Raw genomic sequence first — 17,966 nt, 5'->3', positions numbered from 1 at the left:
TTCGCCGGGGGCAGCGGGCCGGCGGGCCGGACCTGGTGAAATGGACCGTTCCCACGGACTTGATGCTGTTTTTACCCCGTTCATAGCACAATGGTCGTCTTCATCCACCGGACCGGAGACCGCAATGGCCCACAACCTCCCCGAACTGCCGTACGCCTACGACGCGCTCGAACCGCATATCGACGCGCAGACCATGGAGATCCACCACAGCAAGCACCACCAGGGCTATGTCACCAACCTCAACGACGCGGTCAAGGACACCGACTACGCCGATACGCCGGTCGAGGAGCTGATCACCGACATCGACGCGCTGCCGGAGAAGATCCGCAAGGCCGTGCGCAACCACGGCGGCGGCCACGCCAACCATTCGCTGTTCTGGACCGTGATGTCCACCGACGGCGGCGGCAAGCCGGGCGGCGAGGTGGCCGCGCGCATCGAGAGCGACCTGGGCGGCTTCGAGGCCTTCAAGGACGCCTTCACCAATGCCGCCAAGGGCCGCTTCGGCAGCGGCTGGGCCTGGCTGGTGGTCGGCAAGGACGGCAAGCTCGCGGTCGAGGACACCGCCAACCAGGACAACCCGCTGATGAAGGGCATCGGCTCCGGCAACACCCCGATCCTGGGCCTGGACGTGTGGGAGCACGCCTACTACCTGAAGTACCAGAACCGCCGCCCGGACTACATCTCGGCGTTCTTCAACGTCATCGACTGGAACGAGGTCGAGCGTCGCTACCGGGCCGCCGTCGGCTGAGTCCGCGTTACCGCGTCGAGTCGTCAGGAAGCCGGGTTCGTCCCGGCTTCCTTCGTCTGGGGCTGGAGCGATGTCTGGGATCGGCCGAGCCTGTGGGAGCGACGGAAGTCGCGACCTGTCCGGGCGATCGATTTTGAAGTCCTTCTCCCTATGGGGCGAGACGGCACGGCTTGTGCGCCACTGGCGCGGGCCGGGGCGCGGAGCGGGGTTAGGGGGTGAGGGTACGGCGTAAAACGCGATGGTTCAGAACCCGCCGCGCTCGGCGCTCTTGTTGGGGGTGGCAGCGGCATGCCGCCGCCGGGAGTCGTGACGACGCTACATCCTGGGCTGTCGCGACTTCCGTCGCTCCCACAGGGGCAGCAGGTGCAGGTGGGGTGGCGCCAAGTCGCGGGGTTCGGGTCCCGAACTTGCGCCCCGATTCGCCGCCGCGCGAAGATGGCCGCGGTCCCCTTACCTGACGAAGCCATGGAAATCGCGAACCGACGGGTCGGCACGATCCACTTCACCCTCAAGGACGAGCACGGGCAGCAGATCACCACCACCCACGGGCACGACCCGCTGGTCTACATCCACGGCACCAGCGCGATCGTGCGCGGCCTGGAGCAGGCGCTGGAGGGCAGGAGCGCCGGCGACCGGTTCGAGGTCACCATCCCGCCGGAGCACGGCTTCGGGCCGCGCCACCCGGAGCTGGTGCAGAGCCTGCCGCGCAGCACGTTCACCGGCGAGGGCGAGCCCGCGGTCGGCCGCAAGCTGGAGGCGCAGACCGCGCGCGGCCCGTTGCAGGTGGTGGTGACCGCGGTCGAGGGCGATGCCATCACCGTCGACGGCAACAACCCGCTGGCCGGGCGGCCGTTCGTGGCCGAGGTGGAAGTGGTCGACGTGCGGCTGGCGACCCCCGACGAACTGCAGTTCGGCCTCCGCTGAGGAGGCGGGCAGGGCGATGGACGGCGCCGTCGCCCTCGGCAATGCCTTCGCCGCGCTGCCCGCCGGTGGCGCGATTCTCGCCGGGCTGGCGTTCTTCGCGGCGATCTACGGCCTGTTCTGCGGCGGCAACTGGCTGCTGACGCGATACCTGCTGCCGGCGCTGGGGCTCGGCCGCCGCATCGATCCGCGCCCGCTCCGGCCCGGCCAGGTGCGCAGCGAGATCGCCTCGTCGCTGGTGTCGGTGGCGATCTTCGGTGTCGGCAGCGCGCTGCCGTGGTGGTTCCTGCAGCAGGGTTGGGCGCGGTTGGCCCAGGATCCCGGGCCGCTGCGGGTCCTGGCCGAGGCCGCGGTGCTGCTGGTGTGGAACGACGTCCATTTCTACGCCAACCACCGCCTGCTGCATACGCGGCCGCTGCGCCGCTACCACCAGCGGCACCACCGCTCGCTGGTGACCACGCCGTTCGCGACCTACAGCTTCCACCCGCTGGAGGCGGCGCTGCTGGGCAACGTGATCCTGCTGCCGATGCTGCTGCACGATTTCAGCTTCGCGGCGCTGCTGTCGCTGCCGGTGCTGAGCCTGCTGCTGAACAACCTGGGACACAGCAACTACGACTATGCGCCCGGCGTGGGGCCGGACCACTGGTTGGCCGCCAGCCGCCGGCATCACCTGCACCACGCCTGCTACCACGGCAATTACGGGTTCCTGTTCAATTTCATGGACCGCTGGTGCGGCACGCGCCTGCCGGACGACGCGGCGCGGGCGCAACTGGACGCCTTCGCAACGCGCGCGCCGCGAGCGAGCCGTTAGAATGCCGCCATGCCCGTCGATCCGACCCCGCTCGCCAACCAGCTGCTGATCGCGCTGCCGGCATTGACCGATCCGAACTTCGCCGGGTCGCTCGCGCTGATCTGCCAGCACGACGAGGAGGGCGCGATGGGCGTGGTCGTCAATCGCGCGTCGGAATACACGCTGGGCGAGGTCTTCGAGCAGATGGGGATCGACAGCGACGATGCCCTGCTGCGCGCGCAGCCGGTCCTGGCCGGCGGTCCCGTGCATCCGGAGCGCGGCTTCGTCATCCACGACGGCGACCGCGGCTGGGATTCCAGCCTGGCGGTCGCCGACGGCCTGTACGTGACCACCTCGCGCGACGTGCTGGAAGCCATCGCCCGCGGCGACGGTCCGGCCCGGGTCGCGGTGGCGCTGGGCTGCGCCGGCTGGGGCGCGGGCCAGCTCGAGCAGGAGTTGACCGAGAACAGCTGGCTGACCGCGCCCGCCGATGCCGAACTGCTGTTCGCGCTGCCGCTGGAGGCGCGCTGGCAGGCCGCCGCCGGCCGCATCGGCGTCGACATGCAACGGCTGGCCGACTACGCGGGCCACGCGTGAGCGACGGCGCCGTCCACGCCGAGGGCACCGTGCTCGGTTTCGACGTCGGCGCGCGCCGCATCGGCGTGGCGGTGGGCAGCGGTTTCGGCCACGGCGCGCGCGCGCTGGCGGTGATCGACGTCCACGACGAATTGCCGGACTGGCGCAGCATCGATCGCCTGCGCGACGAATGGCGGCCGGACGTCATGGTGGTGGGCGACCCGATGACGCTCGACGGCGGCGACCAGCCGATCCGCCGGCGTGCCCGCCACTTCGCCCACGAGCTGCACGCCCGCTACCGCGTGCCGGTGGTGCTGATGGACGAGCGCGCGAGTTCGATCGAAGCCGCGCAGCGGTTCGCCGTCGACCGCGCCGAGGGCCGCCGCCGGCGCCGCGACGCCGCGGCGCTGGATGCGGTGGCGGCGGCGATCATCGTCGAGCGCTGGCTGGCGGCGCCGGGGGACGCCACCCCGGTATCCTAGAATCCCCCGCACAGCTCACCCCTCCGTAGAGCGGAGCTTGCTCCGCTACGCGGGCTCCGGAGCCGGGAGCAGCGGAGCAAGCGCCGCTCTACGGGAGCGGAAAGAAGCAGTCCACGATCACAGGGCGTCCATCCAGCGCATGATTTCGCAAACCGACCCGGAAGGCCGCCTGCGCCACCTGCTGACGCTCGAGCACCTGCCGCGCGAGACGCTGTTGCACCTGCTCGAACGGGCCCAGGCGATCGTCGACGGCGAGATCGTGGACGCGGCGCTGGCGCGGCGGGCGGTCTGCACGCTGTTCTTCGAGCCGTCCACGCGCACGCGCATGAGCTTCCAGCGTGCGGCGCAACGGCTCGGCGCCGACGTGCTCAACTTCGATGCGTCCACCTCGTCCACCACCAAGGGCGAGAGCGGCCGCGACACGCTGAAGACCATCGAGGCGATGGGGGTCGACGCGTTCGTGGTCCGCCACCACGAGGACGGCGCGGTGGCGGCGCTCGCCGCCGCGGCCGGGCCCGGCACCGTCGTGGTCAACGCCGGCGACGGCCGCCATGCGCATCCCACCCAGGGCCTGCTCGACATGCTGACCCTGCGCCAGGCCCGGGGGGCGGACTTTTCGCGGTTGAAGATCCTGATCGTCGGCGACGTGAAGCATTCGCGCGTCGCCCGTTCGGGCCTGCACGCGCTGCGGACGCTGGGGGTCGGCAGCGACGGGCCGTCGGAGATCCGCGTCTGCGGTCCGGCCGCGCTGCTGCCCGACGACGGCACCCTGGCCGGTTGCACGGTCAGCCGGGATTTCGATGCCGCGCTCGAGGGCGTCGACGCGGTGATGATGCTGCGCCTGCAACGCGAGCGCATGGACGAGGGGCTGGTGCCTTCGCTGCGCGCCTACCACGATGCCTACGGCCTGACCGCGGCGCGCCTGCGCCGCGCCGCGCCGGGGGCCGTGGTGCTGCACCCCGGCCCGATGAACCGCGGCGTCGAGATCGACGACGAGGTCGCCGACGGGCCGCAGTCGCTGATCCTGCGGCAGGTGGCCAACGGCGTGGCGGTGCGCATGGCCGTGCTGGAGACGCTGCTCGCCGGCCGTTGAACGCGCCAGGGGAATCCGGGGGAAGGCCGTTCAATGCCGCCGCTGGGCGAACATCCATTGCCAGAGTTCCGGCGTCGCGTAGGCCGGATCCCAGCTGTTGTGGTTGGCGTCGGGGAATTCGGTGTAGCGCGCGTCCGCCGCGCCCGCGGCCTCCAGTGCCGCGGCCATGCGCCGCGACTGCTCCGGCAGGACCAGGTCGTCCAGGGCGCCATGGAAGATCCAGGTGGGAACATCGCGCAGACGCTGCGCCGCGGCGGCGTACGGGTCGGTTTCGCCGCTCACGGCCTCGACCCGCAGCGTCGGCCGGTGCGCCGGCGCGACGATGCCGCCGCACACCGGCGCGATCGCGGCGAAGCGCTGCGGCTGCGCCAACGCCAGCTCCCAGGTGCCGTAACCGCCCATCGAGATCCCGGTCAGGTAGGTGCGGTCGCGGTCGCCCCCGAACTCCGCGGTCGCCGCGTCCAGCGCCGCCCAGGCGATCGCCGCGCTGTCGCTCCATTCCGTGTCCGCCGGCGCCTGCGGGAAGACCGCGATCGCCGGGAAGTCGCCGGCATGGCGGCGGACGTGCGGCCCGAGCCCGACCCGGGTCGGGCTGTCGCCGTCGTCGCCGCGCTCGCCGGAGCCGTGCAGGAACAGGATCACCGGCGGCCGCTCGCCGCCGGCGCTGCGAGCGGGCACGAAGACCCGGTAGCCGTGGCGCTGTCCGCCGACCTCCACCGTGCGCTCGAGAAAGCGCCCGTGGCCGGGCGCCGGGTCGCCGGCGCGGGCCGCGAGCGGGGCGATCAGCGCGGATGCCGCCAACAGGGCGGCGAGGGCGGCGCCGGCGCGAACGCCGGATGTCGTCTGCCGGGAATCCGGGGTCATTGGAGTCACCATGTTCGTTCGGGTCCGACCGGGCGGGGCGTGTACCGGTTGCGACGCCGGCCGCCGGTCGCCATGACACGATAACGCCGCCGGGCCGCCCGTGGCGCCGCGTCAGCGCAGCAGGACGACGGTCGCCAGGCCCAGGAAGCTGAAGAAGCCCATGATGTCGGTGACCGCGGTGACCACCACCGTGCCGGCGACCGCCGGATCGATCCGCATCCGCCGCAGCAACAACGGCAGCAGCACGCCGGCGAGCGCGGCGGACCCGACGTTGATCACCAGCGCCGCGGCGATGACCAGCGACAGCAGCCAGTCGTGGAACCAGAAGTAGGCGACCGTCCCCACCAGCGCGCCGATCAACAGCCCGTTGATCAGCGCCACGCGCGCCTCCTTCCACAGCAGGATGCCGGCGTTGCTGGCGCCCACCTGGCCCAGCGCCAGGCCGCGCACCATCAGGGTCAGCACCTGCACGCCGGCGTTGCCGCCGATGCCGGCGACGATCGGCATCAGCACCGCCAGCGCGACGACCTGTTCGATCGTCGCCTCGAAGCGGCCGATCACGAACGCGGCCATGAACGCCGTCAGCAGGTTGATGCCCAGCCACACCACGCGGCCGCGCACGGCGCGCCGGATCGGCGAGAACAGGTCCTCCTCCTCGTCCAGGCCGGCGGCGCTCAGCGCCTGGTGTTCGGCCTGTTCGCGGATGATGTCGACCACGTCGTCGATGGTGATGCGGCCGAGCAGGAAGTTGCCGTCGTCCACCACCGGCGCCGAGACCCAGTCGTGGTCGGAGAACTGGCGCGCCACCTCCTGCGCGGACTGGTTGACGTGGAGCGCGGTCAGGCCGTCGTCGATCAGCTCGTTGAGCGGGGTGTTCGGCTCGCAGGTCACCAGGTCCTGCAGCGCCACCCAGCCCATCAGCTGGTGGCGACGGTTGACCACGTACAGGTGATCGGTGTGCTCGGGCAGCTCGCCGCGCAGGCGCAGGTAGCGCAGCACCACGTCGACCGAGGTGTCGGCGCGCACCGTCACCACGTCCGGGTTCATCAGGCGGCCGGCGGTGTCCTCCTCGTAGGAGAGCACCTGCTCCAGGCGCTCGCGGTTCTCGCGCGCCATCGACTTGAGCACCTCGTCGATGACCGTGTCCGGCAGGTCCTCGACCAGGTCGGCGAGGTCGTCGATGTCGAGGTCCTCGACCGCGGCGACGAGCTCGTCCGGGTCCATGTCCGCGATCAGGCTCTCGCGCACCTCGTCGCCGACGTGCAGCAGCACCTCGCCGTCGTCCTCGGGATCGACCAGGCCCCACAGCACCATGCGCTTGGCGTGCGGCAGCGACTCGAGCAGGTTGCCGATCTCGGCGGGCGAGAGCGTGTTGACCAGGCGCCGCACCGGGCCGAGGCGGCCGCTGTCGAGCGCATCGGAAAGCAGACGCAGCTGGCGCGCGGTCTTGTCGTGGCGGGCGGCTTCGGCCATGCGCGTCTTCCGTTGGCGCGTCGTGCCCCCAGAGGCGCGACAGGGTCAGGTGTTCATGCGCGCATTATCGCCGCTGCGCCCGGATATGCCCACCACCCCGTATCTGGTGTCGCCGCCCCCGTAGAGCGGAGCTTGCTCCGCTGCTCCCGCCTCCGGAGCCCGCGCAGCCGAGCAGGCTCGGCTCTACGTGTTTCCGGAGCCCGCGCAGCCGAGCAAGCTCGCTCTACGCGTCTCCGGGGCCCGCGCAGCCGAGCGAGTTCGGCTCTACGTGTCTTCGGAGCCTGTGCGGCCGAGCAAGCTCGGCCCTACGCCGAGGCCAGCCATTTCTCGATGCCGGCGCGGTCGCGTGCGCGCAGCAGGGCAGGGGCCTGCGCCCGCAGGCGCCCCAGGTCGAGCGCGCGGATCGCGCGCCGCACTTCGAGCAGGGTGCCCGGGTGCAGGCTGAACTCTTCCAGGCCCAGCGCCAGCAGCAGCGGGGTGAAGGCGGGATCGCCGGCCATCTCGCCGCAGACCGCCACCGGCTTGCGGCGCGCCTTGGCGGTGCGGATCACGTTGCGCAGCAGGCGCATCATCGCCGGATGCAGCGGGTGGTAGAGCTCGCCCAGCGCTTCGTTGTTGCGGTCGGCCGCCAGCAGGTACTGGGTCAGGTCGTTGGTGCCCACCGAAATGAAATCCACCGCGCCGATGAAGCTCGACAGCGCGATCGCCGCCGCCGGCACCTCGATCATCGCCCCCAGCGGGACGTGTTCGGCGATCTCGTGGCCCCCGCTGCGCAGGTCGCGCGCGATGCGCTTGATCAGGCCGGCGACGGCCAGGATCTCGGCGCGCTCGGTGACCATCGGCACCAGGATCCGCAGCGGGCCGTAGCCGGAGGCGCGCAGGATCGCGCGCAGCTGGCTGACGAACACCTCCTCGCGCGCCAGCGACAGGCGCACCCCGCGACAGCCCATCGCCGGGTTCGGTTCCCGCGGCAGGGTCAGGCCGCTGCGGTCGCTCTTGTCGGCGCCCAGGTCGAGCGTGCGGATGGTCACCATGCGCCCGGTCATGCCGAGCACGGCGTCGCGGTAGGCGCGGAACTGCTCCTCCTCGTCTGGCAGCCCCTCGCGTTGCAGGAACAGGAACTCGGTACGGTACAGGCCGATGCCGGCCGCGCCGAGCGCGTGCGACTCGGCCACGTCCTCGCGCGATTCGGCGTTGGCGTAGAGCCTGATGTCGACGCCGTCGAGGGTGCGGGTGGGTTCGCGGCGCAGGCGGTGCAGCTGCTTGCGCTCGCGCCGTTCCTCGCGCACGCGGCCGCGGTAGGCGCGCAGGTCGGCCGCGTTCGGCTCCACCACCACCTGTCCGCCGGCGCCGTCCACGGCGACCACGTCGCCGTCGTTGATCTGCTGCAGCGCCTCGGGCGCCCCGACCACCAATGGCAGGTGCAGGCTGCGGGCGAGGATGGCGCTGTGCGAGAGCATGCTGCCGCCGGCGGTGATCACCGCCAGCACGCCCTGCGACTGCAGTTGCGCCAGTTCCGAGGGCGCGACGTTGTCGGTGACCAGGATCTCGCCGGCGACGCCCTGCAGCTCCGCCTCGTGGCTGTGCAGCGCCGCGTGCAGGCGCCCGACGACGTGGTCGAGGTCCTCGATGCGGCTGCGGAAATAGGCGTTGTCCATGCCCTCGAACACGCCCGCCAGGCGATCTCGGTGCAGGCGCAGGGCGTAATCGGCGCTGTAGCGGCCCTTGCGGATCAGCTCGTCGAGCCCCTGCAGCAGTTCCGGGTCGTCGAGCAGCAGCGCGTGCAGGTCGAGGAACTCGCCGACCTCGTGCGCCAGCGCGCCGTGCAGGCGCTCGCGCAGCCCGCGCAGTTCGCCCCGGACCTGGGCGATCGCCTCGTGCAGGCGTTCGAGTTCGGCCTCGACCGCATCGGCGCGGATGTGTTCCTCGGAGACTTCCAGCGCGTGCGGCAGGCGGATCCGGGCACGGCCCAGGGCGTTGCCCCGGGATGCGCCGTGACCGGAGAATGTCCGGCGCATTAGGGCCTGTTAACGCTTATGGAGCATGCCGCCCCGTGCGTCCGCAGGCCCGGCCCCCGGATCAGGTCCGGGGCAGGCTCTTCGGGTTGCTTCCCAATGGCCGCCAGCCGGCGCCGCGCCGCTTGACCCCAGCCCGAAGCCGCAGGGGCGGGCTCTTGCAGGCAGCAAGGCGCGGCGCGGCGCAACACCACCTGACGGCCATTGGGAAGCAACGCGGCATGCTCCATAAGCATTAACAGGCCCTAACTGTCCTCGTCGAACCGTCGTTCGAACAGCGCCGTCACCGCCTCGACCGCGGCGGCCTCGTCCTCGCCCTCGACCCGCAGCACCACCGGCGTGCCGGGGCCGGCGGCCAGCAACATCACGCCCATGATGCTCTTGGCGTTGACCTCGCGGCCCTTGGCGTTGAGGGTGGCGTTGCAGCGGAACGCCGACAACACCTGCACCAGCTTGGCGGTGGCGCGCGCATGCAGGCCGAGGCGGTTGGAGACCACCAGTTCGCGTTCGATCATGTCCGGTCTCCGTCGCTTCCGGCCCGCGGCGCGCCCGGCCGCCGCGGCGCGCGCGCGCCGCCGGTCGCGGCCGCGCCGGGTCGGGGCTCAGGCGTCGTCATGGATCACCCCGTTGCGCGCGCCCGCGGCGGCGACCGCCGGCAGTTCGTCCAGGCCCAGCTCGGCGTAGTTCATCACCCTCAGCAGCATCGGCAGGTTGAGCGCCGACACGCGCCGCGCCGGCGTGCCCAGCCGCGCCAGCTTCGCCGCCAGGTTGCTCGGCGTGGCGCCGTAGAGGTCGGTCAGGATCAGCACCCCCTGGCCGTCGTCGACCCGGCGCATCGCGGCGCTGGCCTGCGGCAGGATCGCGTCCGGATCGGCCTCGAACGGCACCTCGAACGCCTCCGCCTTCAGCGGCAGGTTGCGCAGCATGCCCCGCACCACCGCGATCAGGGCGGTGCCGATGCCTTCATGGGTCACGAGCAGGAGTCCGACGGCCATGCCGACAACTTAGCAGAGCCGGGTGACGGGCAGGAAGCGGCCGCGCGCGATGAACCGTTGCACCGGCGGCAAAGGTCGCACCGCCGTTGCGCTTGCGGTGACGCCGTGGGAGCGCGCGACGTCGCGGGCATTGCGCCGCCCGCGAATTCCGGCGACCGGCGCGCCTGCCGGTCCGGAATCGCGGCATCCACCGGATCCGGCCGACACCCGTGGCATCGCGCGCACGGCGCGCTCCTACGAGCCCTAGTCCAGTTCGCGGTGGAACGTCGCCACGTCGTCCCACCCGTGCTCGCGCGCGTGGCCGGCCATCTTCTCGGCCAGATAGACCGAACGGTGGCGGCCGCCGCTGCAGCCGAAGGCGACGGTGACGTAGCTGCGCGTGTCCGAGCGCATGCGCGGCAGCCAGTGGTCGAGGAAGCCGGCGACCTGCGCGAAGTACGCGGCGACGTCCGGCTGCTCGTCCAGGTGCTCGCGCACCGCGGCGTCGCGCCCCGACAACGGGCGCAGGCGCGGATCCCAGTGCGGGTTGGGCAGGCCCCGGGTGTCGAACACGAAGTCGGCGTCGGGCGGCACGCCGCGGCGATAGGCGAACGACTCGAACAGCAGCGACGGCGAGCTGTCGAGGCCGAGCCCGAGTTCGGTGATCACCCGCCTGCGCAGCTGGTGGACGTTGAGTTCGCTGGTGTCGATCACGTCGTCGGCGAGCGCGCGCAGCGGCTTGAGCACCTGCCGCTCGAGCGCGATCGCGTCGGCCAGCGCCAGGCCGACGTGGCTGAGCGGATGGCGGCGGCGGGTGTCGGCGTAGCGCTTGAGCAGCACCGTGTCGGCGGTGTCGAAGAACACCAGCTTGGGATCGAAGCCGAGCTCCGCCACGGCCGACAGCCACTCGGGGATGTTGGCCAGGTCGCGGTGGCGGTTGCGCACGTCGATGCCGACCGCGAGCTTCTGCGGCGAGCCGTCGCCGGCGCTCAGGCTGCGCACGAAATGCGGCAGCAGGTCGGCGGGCAGGTTGTCGGTGCAGTAGAAGCCGAGGTCCTCGAACGTGTTCAGCGCCACCGACTTGCCGCTCCCCGACATGCCGGTGACGATCAGCAGCGACGGCGGAGCGACCGTGGTCACGGCGTCCCCCGCTCGAGGAAGTGCGAATGCCGGGCGAGGAAGGCCGCGGCCGGGTCCATGCCCTTGACCCGCAGGATGTGCGTGCGCGTGGCCGCTTCGGCCAGCACCGCGAGATTGCGGCCGGGCATCACCGGCAGCGTGATCATCGGCACCTCCAGGTCGAGCACCGGGCGCACGCCGAGGTCGCCGGTCAGCCGTTCCATGCCGCCGTTGTCGGCGCGCGGCGCGTCGTAGTTCGGCTTGGCCAGGTGCACGATCAGGCGCAGGTACTTGTTGCGCTTGACCGCGGTGTCGCCGAACATCTCGCGGATGTTGAGCACGCCCAGGCCGCGCAGCTCCAGCAGGTCCTGCAGCAGCTCGGGGCAGGTGCCGTCGAGCACGTCGGGGGCGATCTGGGTGAACTCCGGCGCGTCGTCGGCGACCAGGCGGTGGCCGCGGGTGATCAGTTCCAGCGCCAGCTCGCTCTTGCCCGAACCGGACTCGCCGGTGATCAGCACGCCGATCGAGTAGATCTCCATGAACACGCCGTGCAGGGTGACGCGCGGCGCCAGCGCGCGGGCCAGGTGGTACTGCAGGTGGTTGAGCAGCTCGTGGCCGCGGCGCGGAGAGGTCCACAGCGGAATGCCGGACTCCTCGGCCATCTGGCGCAGGTCCTCCGGGCAGTTCTGGTTCTTGCTGATCACCAGCGCCAGCGGGCGGAACTGCATGATCTTCTCGATCGTCTCCCAGCGCTGGCGCGCGTCCAGCGCGTCCAGCCAGGCCAGCTCCTCGGTGCCGAGGATCTGCACCTTGTTGGGGTAGATGATGTTGAGGTAGCCGGCCAGCGACGGCCGCCGCGCCACCGTCTCCACCGCCTCCACCACGCGTGTCTGGCCCTGCTGCCCGGCCAGCCAGCGCAGGTCCAGCCGCTCCTGCTGCTGGTCGAACAGGTCCTGCGCGCTGATGCTGGCGTTCATGCGTCCGGCTCCCCCCGCCCGGCGGCGTTCATGCCGCGCGCCGCCGTCGCAGGTCGCCGAGCAGCAGCGTGCGCACGGCGTCCAGGTCCGGGGCGGCGCGGAGCCGCTCCCGGAAGGCGACGTCGGCGAAGCAGCCGGCGAGGTCGGCGAGGATCTGCAGGTGCGGCTCGGCGTGGTCCTCGGGCACGCGCATGGCGAACACCAGGTCGACCGGATCGCCGTCGCAGGCGTCGAACGCGACCGGGTGCGCCAGCCGCACGAAGGCGCCCAGCGGCACCCGGCCGCCGCGGGCGTGCGGGATCGCCACGCCGTGGCCGATCCCGGTGCTGCACAGGCGCTCGCGCTCGTGCAGGCAGGCGGCGACCGCGGCGGTGTCCGCCGGTCCCGCGCCCAGCAGGCCGGCGACGATGTCGAGCAGCGCGTCGCGCGATACCGGTTCGGACAGGATCATGATCCGGTCGGCGGCGAGGAGGTCGATGCAGGGCATTGCAGTGAAGCGTCTCGGGGCGTTCGCCGATGTCTCAGCCGAAGCTGCCTTCGCGCACGGGGTGCTCGCCGCGATGGTGGTCGACCAGGCGGTCCTTGTGCTTGACCAGCAGGCGGTCGAGCTTGTCGGCCAGCAGGTCGATCGCGGCGTACATGTCGACCGCACTGGCGTCGGCATGCAGGGTCCGGCCGGGCAGCGCCACGGTGGCTTCCGCCTTGTGGTGGGGCTTGTCGAGGCTGAGCTGGGTGCGCACGTCGAACGGGCGTTCGAAGTGACGCGACAGCCGTTGCAGCTTGGTGTCGACGTAATCGCGCAGGGCGGGCGTGACTTCGATCTGGTGGCCGTGGGTTTCGATGCGCATCGGCGAGCCTCCTGGGGCGTCGTGGGATCAAGACTGCATCGCGCGGGTGCCGGCCGCTGCGTCGGGGACAGGTTACCCCAAGGCGGGCGGCAGGCGCGATGTCCGCTGGGTTCGACCGCCGCCGCGGCCCACAGTTCAGCCCAGGCGCACGCGGTCGTGCGAGGAGGGGATGTTCAGCGCTTCCCGGTACTTGGTCACGGTGCGCCGGGCGACGGCCACGCCGGCCGCCTTCAAGGCCTCGGCCAGGCGCGCGTCGGACAGGGGCTTGTGCGGGTTCTCGGCGTCGACCAGGCTGCGGATCATCTGCTGGATCGCGGTGCTCGAGGTTTGGCCGCCGCCGTCGGTGCCCACCCCGGAGGCGAAGAACTGGCGCAACGGCAGCGTGCCGCGCGGCGTGTGGACGTACTTGCGCGCGATCGCCCGCGAGACCGTCGACTCGTGCATGCCGATCTCGGCGGCGACCTCGCGCAGGGTCAGCGGGCGCAGCGCCTGGGGGCCGAACTCCAGGAAGCCCGACTGCTGCCGCGCCAGGCAGCGCACCACCTTGAGCAGGGTCTCGCCGCGGGCCTGCACGTTCTTGAGCAGCCAGCGGGCCTCCTGCAGGCGCCCGCGCAGGTAACCGGCATCGGCCTCGCTGGCATGCTGGATCATGCGTTCGTAGCCGCGGTGGATGGTCAGGCGCGAGTGCGGGCCGCCGACCAGGGTGACCTTCCAGATGCCCTGGTGGCGCTCGATCGCGCAGTCCGGCGCGACGTAGGTGTCGCTGGCGATGCCGCCGATCTGGGCCCCTGGGTGCGGGTCGAGCGAGCGCAGCAGCTGCAGGGCGGTGCCGGCCTCGCAGGCGTCGCAGGCCAGCGCCTCGGCCAGGCCGTCGACGCCGATCCGCGGCAGGTCCTCGATCAGCTCGGAGACGATGCGCCCGGCGAGCGCGCGGCCCGGCGCGTCGGCGGGCAGGGCATCGAGCTGCAGCAGCAGGCATTCGCGCAGGTCGCGGGCGCCGACGCCCGCCGGGTCCATGCGCTGGATCTGGCGCAGCACCGCGAGGATCTCGCCGCCGCCGCACTGCAGCTCCGGCTGCAGGGTCAGCGCGATGTCCTCGAACGAGGCCCGCAGGTAGCCGTCGTCGTCGATGGCGTCGATCAGCGCCTCGCCGATGCCGCGATCGCGCGGCGAAAGATGGCTCAGGTGCAGCTGCCACGACAGGTGCTCGCGCAGGCTCTCGGTGTGCACCAGGCGTTCGGTGGGGTCGTTGTCGTCGTCGCCCGCCGGGCCCGCCGCGCTGCTCCCATACCAGGATTCCTCGACGTCCCAGCGGGTGGATTCCTCGGTATCGGTCGCGGCGGCGCTGCTTCCGGTTTCCGCGGCGTCGGCGGCCGGGGCCTGGATCGGCGCGTCCTCGCGCCAGTCGAGCAGGGGATTGCTCTCCACGGCGCTGGCGATCTCGGCCTCCAGTTCCAGCGCCGAGAGCTGCAACAGGTGCAGCGCCTGCCGCAGTTGCGGAGTCAGGACCAGGTGCTGTCCCAGCGATGTCTGCAAGCGTGGTTTCATCTTCCCAACGACGAACGTCCGGCGGAGCCGGGCGCGGACAGGTCCGCGGCGGACCGGCCGACGCATCACATGGCGGACGACGCGCGCGGGGCTACAGGCGGAAGGACTCGCCCAGATAGACCCGACGCACGTCGGGATTGGCCAGCAGCGCGTCCGGAGCCCCCTGCGCGAGCACGCCGCCGTCGTTGAGGATATACGCGCGGTCGCAAATGCCCAAGGTCTCGCGCACGTTGTGGTCCGTGATCAGCACCCCGATGCCGCGGTCCTTGAGGTGGCGGATGATGCGCTGGATCTCGCCGACCGAGATCGGGTCGACGCCGGCGAAGGGCTCGTCGAGCAGCATCAGCCGCGGCCGCGCCGCCAGCGCGCGCGCGATCTCGACCCGGCGGCGTTCGCCGCCGGACAGGCTGGCGCCGAGCTGGTCGGCGACATGTGACACCTGCAGCTCGTCGAGCAGGCTCTCGAGTTCGGATTCGCGGCCCTGGCGGTTCAGGCCCTCGCGCAGTTCCAGCACCAGGCGGATGTTGTCGGCGACGCTGAGCTTGCGGAACACCGACGGCTCCTGCGGCAGGTAGCCGACGCCGAGGCGGGCGCGCCGGTACATCGGGTCGCCGGTGATGTCGCGGCCGTCCAGCTCGATGCGGCCGGCGTCGGCCGGCACCAGGCCGACGATCATGTAGAAACAGGTGGTCTTGCCGGCGCCGTTGGGGCCGAGCAGGCCCACGACCTCGCCGGCGTCCAGGGTGAGCCCGAAATCGCGCACGACCTCGCGCGCCCGGTAGCGCTTACGCAATCCTTCGGCGAGCAGCATCAGCCGTCGTCCTGCGGGGTCTGGGAGCGATTGCGCGGCTGGATGCGCATCTGCACGCGGCCGGCGTTGTTGCCGCCGCTTTCCACCTGCCCGGTCTGCATGTTGTAGACGATGCGTTCGCTCTTCATCGAGCCGCGCGGCTGCTCGACGAACGCATCGCCCGTCAGCACCACCACCTCGGTGCCCATGTCGTAGTCGATCTTGCGCGCGCGCGCGGTCATCGGCGAGCCGTCGTCGAGCTCCTGCCGCATCACCGCCGGGCTGCCGGTGAGCACGGCGCGGCTGATATCGCCGTTGCGCGAATGGATCTCGGAGCGGTCGGCGCGGATGTCGAGCGTTCCCTGGGTGATGATCACGCCCTGTGAGAGCACGGTCGGCGCGCTGTCGTCGAGCACGCCTTGCTGGTGGCCGGCGTCGATATCCATCGGCTTGTCGCGATCGGACTTGCGCGCGTCCGCCGCCGACGGCGCCAGCGCGAGGGCGAGGACCAGCAGGGCACTAGCGGCGCGTGGGGACATAGCGTTGTTTCACCTGGGATTTGAACGTGTACCGCTTGCTGGACAGGTCGACTTCCAGGCCGCGGCCCTGGATTGTAGAGCCGGGCTGCTCCACGGTCACCAGAACGTCGCTGCTGGCGATGTCGGTCTCGGGGTAGAGGTTCAGTTGCTCGGTGTTCATCGTCACCGGGCGCGGGTCGCCCTCGGGGCTGGTCACCCGGACATCATCGCGCAACCGCACCTCGTCGTGGTCGGCGCTGACGACGCCGGTCCTGGCGCGTGCCTCCCAGTAGCGGCCGTCGCGGTCGGGCAGCAGGAACAACGGCTGGTCCAGCGCGATGGTGCGGTCCTGCGGATGCTGTTCGAGCAGCGGTGCGCGCAGGGTGAAGGATTCGGTGCCGTCCTTGCCGAGCGCGGTCAGTTCGAAATCGTGCAGCACGTAATCGGAGCGCGCCTGGGCGGTCGCCGCCGTGGCGTCGTCGGCGCGCTGCCGCCAGGCCGACCAGCCGGAAACGATGGCGGCGACCAGCAACACCGCGGTGAGGGCGAACCGCCAGTTCATGCCGGTGCCATCCCGGCGATCAGCGCGTCGACGCGGTTCTGCGCGGTCAGCAGCAGGTCGCAGAGTTCGCGCACCGCGCCCTCGCCACCGCGCGCGCTGGTCCGCCAGTGCGCATGCGCGGCCGTCCAGCAGTGCGCGTTGGCCGGGGCGACGGCCAGGCCGGCCGCCCGCATCGGCGCGAGGTCCGGCAGGTCGTCGCCCATGAAAGCGACCTCGTCGCTGCCGACGCCCAGGTGCGCACGGATCTCCTCCACCTTCGCCCGCTTGTCGCCGACCGCGCAGTGCGCCTGGACCCCGAGTTCGGCGGCGCGGCGCTCGACCGCGGCGCTGGCGCGGGCGGTGACCAGCGCGACCGCGATGCCGGCCTTGCGCAGCAGCGCCAGTCCCTGCCCGTCGTGGACGTGGAAGGCCTTCATCTCGCCGCCTGCGGCATCGAACAGCAGCCGGCCGTCGGTCAGGGTACCGTCGACGTCGAAGCACGCCAGGCGGATCTTCGCGGCGCGTGCGAGCAGGGCGTCGGGGTAGTCGGGGAGGTCGGGCATCGGCTGGGTCGGCGTATGGCGGGGTTTCGGTCGGGAGGTGCGGGTCAGACGACGCGGGCGCGCAGCAGGTCGTGGATGTTGAGCGCGCCGACCACGCGGCGCGCGCCGTCGACGACCAGCAGGGCGTTGATCTTGTGCGTCTCCATCAAGCGCGCCGCCTCGACCGCCAGGGCGTCGCTGCCGATCGTGATCGGGGTGCGGGTCATGACGTCGACGATCCGGGTCGCGTGCACGTCGACGCCCTCGTCGGCCAGCGCCCGGCGCAGGTCGCCGTCGGTGAACAACCCGAGCAGGCGATCGTCGGCATCGACCACCGCGGTCATGCCCAGGCGCTTGCGGCTCATCTCCAGCAGCACGTCGCCGAGGCTGGCGTTCTCGGCCACGCGCGGGATGTCGTCGCCGGTGTGCATGACATCGGCGATGTGCAGCAGCAGGCGCCGGCCGAGGGTGCCCGCCGGGTGCGAGCGGGCGAAGTCGTCGGCGGTGAAGCCCCGCGCCTCCAGCAGGGCCACTGCCAGCGCGTCGCCCATCGCCAGGGTGGCGGTGGTGCTGGCCGTGGGCGCCAGGTCGAGCGGGCACGCTTCCTCCGGCACGCTGACGTCCAGGTGCACGTCGGCTTCGCGCGCCAGCGTCGAACGCGCGCGGCCGGTCATCGCGATCAACGCGTTGCCCTGGCGCTTGAGCACCGGCAGCAGCATCAGGATCTCGTCCGACTCGCCGGAATAGGACAGCGCCAGCACCACGTCGGCGTCGGTGATCATGCCCAGGTCGCCGTGGCCCGCCTCGCCCGGGTGCACGTAGAACGCCGGGGTGCCGGTGGAGGCGAGGGTGGCGGCGATCTTGCGCGCGATATGCCCGGACTTGCCCATGCCGGTGCAGACCACGCGCCCGGCGCCGGCCAGCACCAGCCGGCAGGCCGCGCTGAAGGCGCCGTCGATGCGCGCGGCGATGGCTTCCAGGCCGCGGGTCTCGATTTCGATCACGCGGCGGCCGCTGGCGGCGAACTCCGGGGCGCGGGCGGTCTGTGTTCCGTTTGCGGCCATTTCTAAGCGCAGGCCTTTCCGTTAGGCTAATCGGTCCATTTTATGCCTTTCCCGCTCCGAGGGTCCGCAACCGGGCCGTCGAC

The 17,966-nt window shown here is 71.6% G+C and carries 22 protein-coding genes; 6 read left to right on the top strand and 16 right to left on the bottom strand.

The genetic code is table 11. The features are described from left to right. Positions 1-124: 124 nt before the first annotated feature. The 6 genes from U3649_RS16785 to U3649_RS16760 all read left to right on the top strand — a co-directional run bounded on the left by U3649_RS16785 (position 125) and on the right by U3649_RS16760 (position 4,610). Positions 125-748: a superoxide dismutase gene (locus U3649_RS16785; RefSeq protein ID WP_407352433.1), complete on the top strand. Its 624-nt coding sequence runs from the start codon at positions 125-127 to the stop codon at positions 746-748. A gap of 465 nt (positions 749-1,213) precedes the next feature. After that, on the top strand, positions 1,214-1,672 hold the full coding sequence (locus tag U3649_RS16780) for a peptidylprolyl isomerase (RefSeq protein ID WP_407352432.1): 459 nt from the start codon (positions 1,214-1,216) through the stop codon (positions 1,670-1,672). Between the two features lie 16 nt (positions 1,673-1,688). Further along, positions 1,689-2,480: a sterol desaturase family protein gene (locus U3649_RS16775; RefSeq protein ID WP_407352431.1), complete on the top strand. Its 792-nt coding sequence runs from the start codon at positions 1,689-1,691 to the stop codon at positions 2,478-2,480. 9 nt (positions 2,481-2,489) lie between these two features. Continuing rightward, entirely contained in the window at positions 2,490-3,056 is a 567-nt protein-coding gene (locus U3649_RS16770; protein ID WP_407352430.1) for a YqgE/AlgH family protein, read from the top strand. Beyond that, on the top strand, positions 3,053-3,517 hold the full coding sequence (ruvX, locus tag U3649_RS16765) for a Holliday junction resolvase RuvX (RefSeq protein WP_407352429.1): 465 nt from the start codon (positions 3,053-3,055) through the stop codon (positions 3,515-3,517). Before U3649_RS16770 ends, ruvX begins: the two co-directional genes overlap by 4 nt. Positions 3,518-3,656: 139 nt before the next feature. Continuing rightward, complete coding sequence (locus tag U3649_RS16760) at positions 3,657-4,610, top strand: aspartate carbamoyltransferase catalytic subunit (protein ID WP_407352428.1); 954 nt, start codon at positions 3,657-3,659, stop codon at positions 4,608-4,610. A gap of 30 nt (positions 4,611-4,640) precedes the next feature. On the opposite strand, the gene U3649_RS16755 is transcribed toward U3649_RS16760, so the two are convergent. The 16 genes from U3649_RS16755 to U3649_RS16680 form a co-directional block, all read right to left on the bottom strand. Continuing rightward, positions 4,641-5,474, bottom strand: a complete 834-nt coding sequence (locus U3649_RS16755; protein WP_407352427.1) for a prolyl oligopeptidase family serine peptidase — start codon at positions 5,472-5,474, stop codon at positions 4,641-4,643. 111 nt (positions 5,475-5,585) lie between these two features. After that, the gene (mgtE, locus tag U3649_RS16750; RefSeq protein WP_407352426.1) at positions 5,586-6,947 is read right to left on the bottom strand and encodes a magnesium transporter; all 1,362 of its coding nucleotides are present in this window, start codon (positions 6,945-6,947) and stop codon (positions 5,586-5,588) included. A gap of 305 nt (positions 6,948-7,252) precedes the next feature. After that, the gene (gene ptsP, locus U3649_RS16745) at positions 7,253-8,965 is read right to left on the bottom strand and encodes a phosphoenolpyruvate--protein phosphotransferase (protein WP_407352425.1); all 1,713 of its coding nucleotides are present in this window, start codon (positions 8,963-8,965) and stop codon (positions 7,253-7,255) included. 242 nt (positions 8,966-9,207) lie between these two features. Then, positions 9,208-9,477 carry an HPr family phosphocarrier protein gene (locus U3649_RS16740; protein ID WP_407352424.1) on the bottom strand — a complete coding sequence of 90 codons (270 nt, stop codon included), beginning with the start codon at positions 9,475-9,477 and terminating at the stop codon, positions 9,208-9,210. Between the two features lie 87 nt (positions 9,478-9,564). Then, a complete protein-coding gene (locus tag U3649_RS16735) occupies positions 9,565-9,957 on the bottom strand; it encodes a PTS sugar transporter subunit IIA (protein WP_149194886.1) in 393 nt (130 codons plus the stop codon). A 9-nt stretch (positions 9,958-9,966) separates the two neighbouring features. Further along, positions 9,967-10,182, bottom strand: a complete 216-nt coding sequence (locus U3649_RS16730) for a hypothetical protein (protein WP_407352423.1) — start codon at positions 10,180-10,182, stop codon at positions 9,967-9,969. Positions 10,183-10,200: 18 nt separating this feature from the next. After that, positions 10,201-11,076: an RNase adapter RapZ gene (gene rapZ / locus U3649_RS16725; RefSeq protein WP_407352422.1), complete on the bottom strand. Its 876-nt coding sequence runs from the start codon at positions 11,074-11,076 to the stop codon at positions 10,201-10,203. Further along, complete coding sequence (hprK, locus tag U3649_RS16720) at positions 11,073-12,032, bottom strand: HPr(Ser) kinase/phosphatase (protein WP_407352421.1); 960 nt, start codon at positions 12,030-12,032, stop codon at positions 11,073-11,075. The genes rapZ and hprK overlap by 4 nt, the downstream gene beginning before the upstream one ends. A 28-nt stretch (positions 12,033-12,060) precedes the next feature. Next, positions 12,061-12,519 carry a PTS sugar transporter subunit IIA gene (locus U3649_RS16715; protein ID WP_407352420.1) on the bottom strand — a complete coding sequence of 153 codons (459 nt, stop codon included), beginning with the start codon at positions 12,517-12,519 and terminating at the stop codon, positions 12,061-12,063. 34 nt (positions 12,520-12,553) lie between these two features. Further along, positions 12,554-12,880 carry a ribosome hibernation-promoting factor, HPF/YfiA family gene (gene hpf / locus U3649_RS16710; protein ID WP_407352419.1) on the bottom strand — a complete coding sequence of 109 codons (327 nt, stop codon included), beginning with the start codon at positions 12,878-12,880 and terminating at the stop codon, positions 12,554-12,556. A 135-nt stretch (positions 12,881-13,015) separates the two neighbouring features. Next, positions 13,016-14,428 (bottom strand): RNA polymerase factor sigma-54, encoded by a 1,413-nt coding sequence (locus tag U3649_RS16705; RefSeq protein WP_407352418.1) that lies wholly within the window; start codon positions 14,426-14,428, stop codon positions 13,016-13,018. 91 nt (positions 14,429-14,519) lie between these two features. Beyond that, entirely contained in the window at positions 14,520-15,239 is a 720-nt protein-coding gene (lptB, locus tag U3649_RS16700; protein ID WP_407352417.1) for an LPS export ABC transporter ATP-binding protein, read from the bottom strand. Continuing rightward, positions 15,239-15,757, bottom strand: a complete 519-nt coding sequence (gene lptA / locus U3649_RS16695; RefSeq protein ID WP_407352416.1) for a lipopolysaccharide transport periplasmic protein LptA — start codon at positions 15,755-15,757, stop codon at positions 15,239-15,241. The genes lptB and lptA overlap by 1 nt, the downstream gene beginning before the upstream one ends. Continuing rightward, positions 15,738-16,298 carry an LPS export ABC transporter periplasmic protein LptC gene (gene lptC, locus U3649_RS16690; RefSeq protein ID WP_407352415.1) on the bottom strand — a complete coding sequence of 187 codons (561 nt, stop codon included), beginning with the start codon at positions 16,296-16,298 and terminating at the stop codon, positions 15,738-15,740. The genes lptA and lptC overlap by 20 nt, the downstream gene beginning before the upstream one ends. After that, positions 16,295-16,840, bottom strand: a complete 546-nt coding sequence (locus U3649_RS16685; protein ID WP_407352414.1) for a KdsC family phosphatase — start codon at positions 16,838-16,840, stop codon at positions 16,295-16,297. The genes lptC and U3649_RS16685 overlap by 4 nt, the downstream gene beginning before the upstream one ends. A 44-nt stretch (positions 16,841-16,884) precedes the next feature. Next, positions 16,885-17,883, bottom strand: a complete 999-nt coding sequence (locus tag U3649_RS16680) for a KpsF/GutQ family sugar-phosphate isomerase (protein WP_407352413.1) — start codon at positions 17,881-17,883, stop codon at positions 16,885-16,887. Between the last annotated feature and the right edge of the window lie 83 nt (positions 17,884-17,966).

Origin of the sequence: Luteimonas sp. R10 (assembly GCF_045689605.1) — a bacterium.
Classification (GTDB): domain Bacteria; phylum Pseudomonadota; class Gammaproteobacteria; order Xanthomonadales; family Xanthomonadaceae; genus Luteimonas.
Note: the sequence above shows the minus strand (reverse complement) of the source record. Positions and strands in the feature narration are given on the sequence as shown.

Excerpts from the sequence above, each read along its gene's own strand:
- U3649_RS16735 (WP_149194886.1), bottom strand. The coding sequence starts at position 9,957 with ATGGCCGTCGGACTCCTGCTCGTGACCCATGAAGGCATCGGCACCGCC.
- mgtE (WP_407352426.1), bottom strand. The coding sequence starts at position 6,947 with ATGGCCGAAGCCGCCCGCCACGACAAGACCGCGCGCCAGCTGCGTCTG.
- U3649_RS16755 (WP_407352427.1), bottom strand. The coding sequence starts at position 5,474 with ATGACCCCGGATTCCCGGCAGACGACATCCGGCGTTCGCGCCGGCGCC.
- U3649_RS16705 (WP_407352418.1), bottom strand. The coding sequence starts at position 14,428 with ATGAAACCACGCTTGCAGACATCGCTGGGACAGCACCTGGTCCTGACT.
- U3649_RS16785 (WP_407352433.1), top strand. The coding sequence starts at position 125 with ATGGCCCACAACCTCCCCGAACTGCCGTACGCCTACGACGCGCTCGAA.
- hpf (WP_407352419.1), bottom strand. The coding sequence starts at position 12,880 with ATGCGCATCGAAACCCACGGCCACCAGATCGAAGTCACGCCCGCCCTG.
- lptB (WP_407352417.1), bottom strand. The coding sequence starts at position 15,239 with ATGCTGCTCGCCGAAGGATTGCGTAAGCGCTACCGGGCGCGCGAGGTC.
- hprK (WP_407352421.1), bottom strand. The coding sequence starts at position 12,032 with ATGAACGCCAGCATCAGCGCGCAGGACCTGTTCGACCAGCAGCAGGAG.
- U3649_RS16685 (WP_407352414.1), bottom strand. The coding sequence starts at position 16,840 with ATGCCCGACCTCCCCGACTACCCCGACGCCCTGCTCGCACGCGCCGCG.
- U3649_RS16770 (WP_407352430.1), top strand. The coding sequence starts at position 2,490 with ATGCCCGTCGATCCGACCCCGCTCGCCAACCAGCTGCTGATCGCGCTG.
- U3649_RS16780 (WP_407352432.1), top strand. The coding sequence starts at position 1,214 with ATGGAAATCGCGAACCGACGGGTCGGCACGATCCACTTCACCCTCAAG.
- lptC (WP_407352415.1), bottom strand. The coding sequence starts at position 16,298 with ATGAACTGGCGGTTCGCCCTCACCGCGGTGTTGCTGGTCGCCGCCATC.
- U3649_RS16740 (WP_407352424.1), bottom strand. The coding sequence starts at position 9,477 with ATGATCGAACGCGAACTGGTGGTCTCCAACCGCCTCGGCCTGCATGCG.
- ptsP (WP_407352425.1), bottom strand. The coding sequence starts at position 8,965 with ATGCGCCGGACATTCTCCGGTCACGGCGCATCCCGGGGCAACGCCCTG.
- lptA (WP_407352416.1), bottom strand. The coding sequence starts at position 15,757 with ATGTCCCCACGCGCCGCTAGTGCCCTGCTGGTCCTCGCCCTCGCGCTG.
- U3649_RS16715 (WP_407352420.1), bottom strand. The coding sequence starts at position 12,519 with ATGCCCTGCATCGACCTCCTCGCCGCCGACCGGATCATGATCCTGTCC.
- U3649_RS16775 (WP_407352431.1), top strand. The coding sequence starts at position 1,689 with ATGGACGGCGCCGTCGCCCTCGGCAATGCCTTCGCCGCGCTGCCCGCC.
- U3649_RS16680 (WP_407352413.1), bottom strand. The coding sequence starts at position 17,883 with ATGGCCGCAAACGGAACACAGACCGCCCGCGCCCCGGAGTTCGCCGCC.
- U3649_RS16760 (WP_407352428.1), top strand. The coding sequence starts at position 3,657 with ATGATTTCGCAAACCGACCCGGAAGGCCGCCTGCGCCACCTGCTGACG.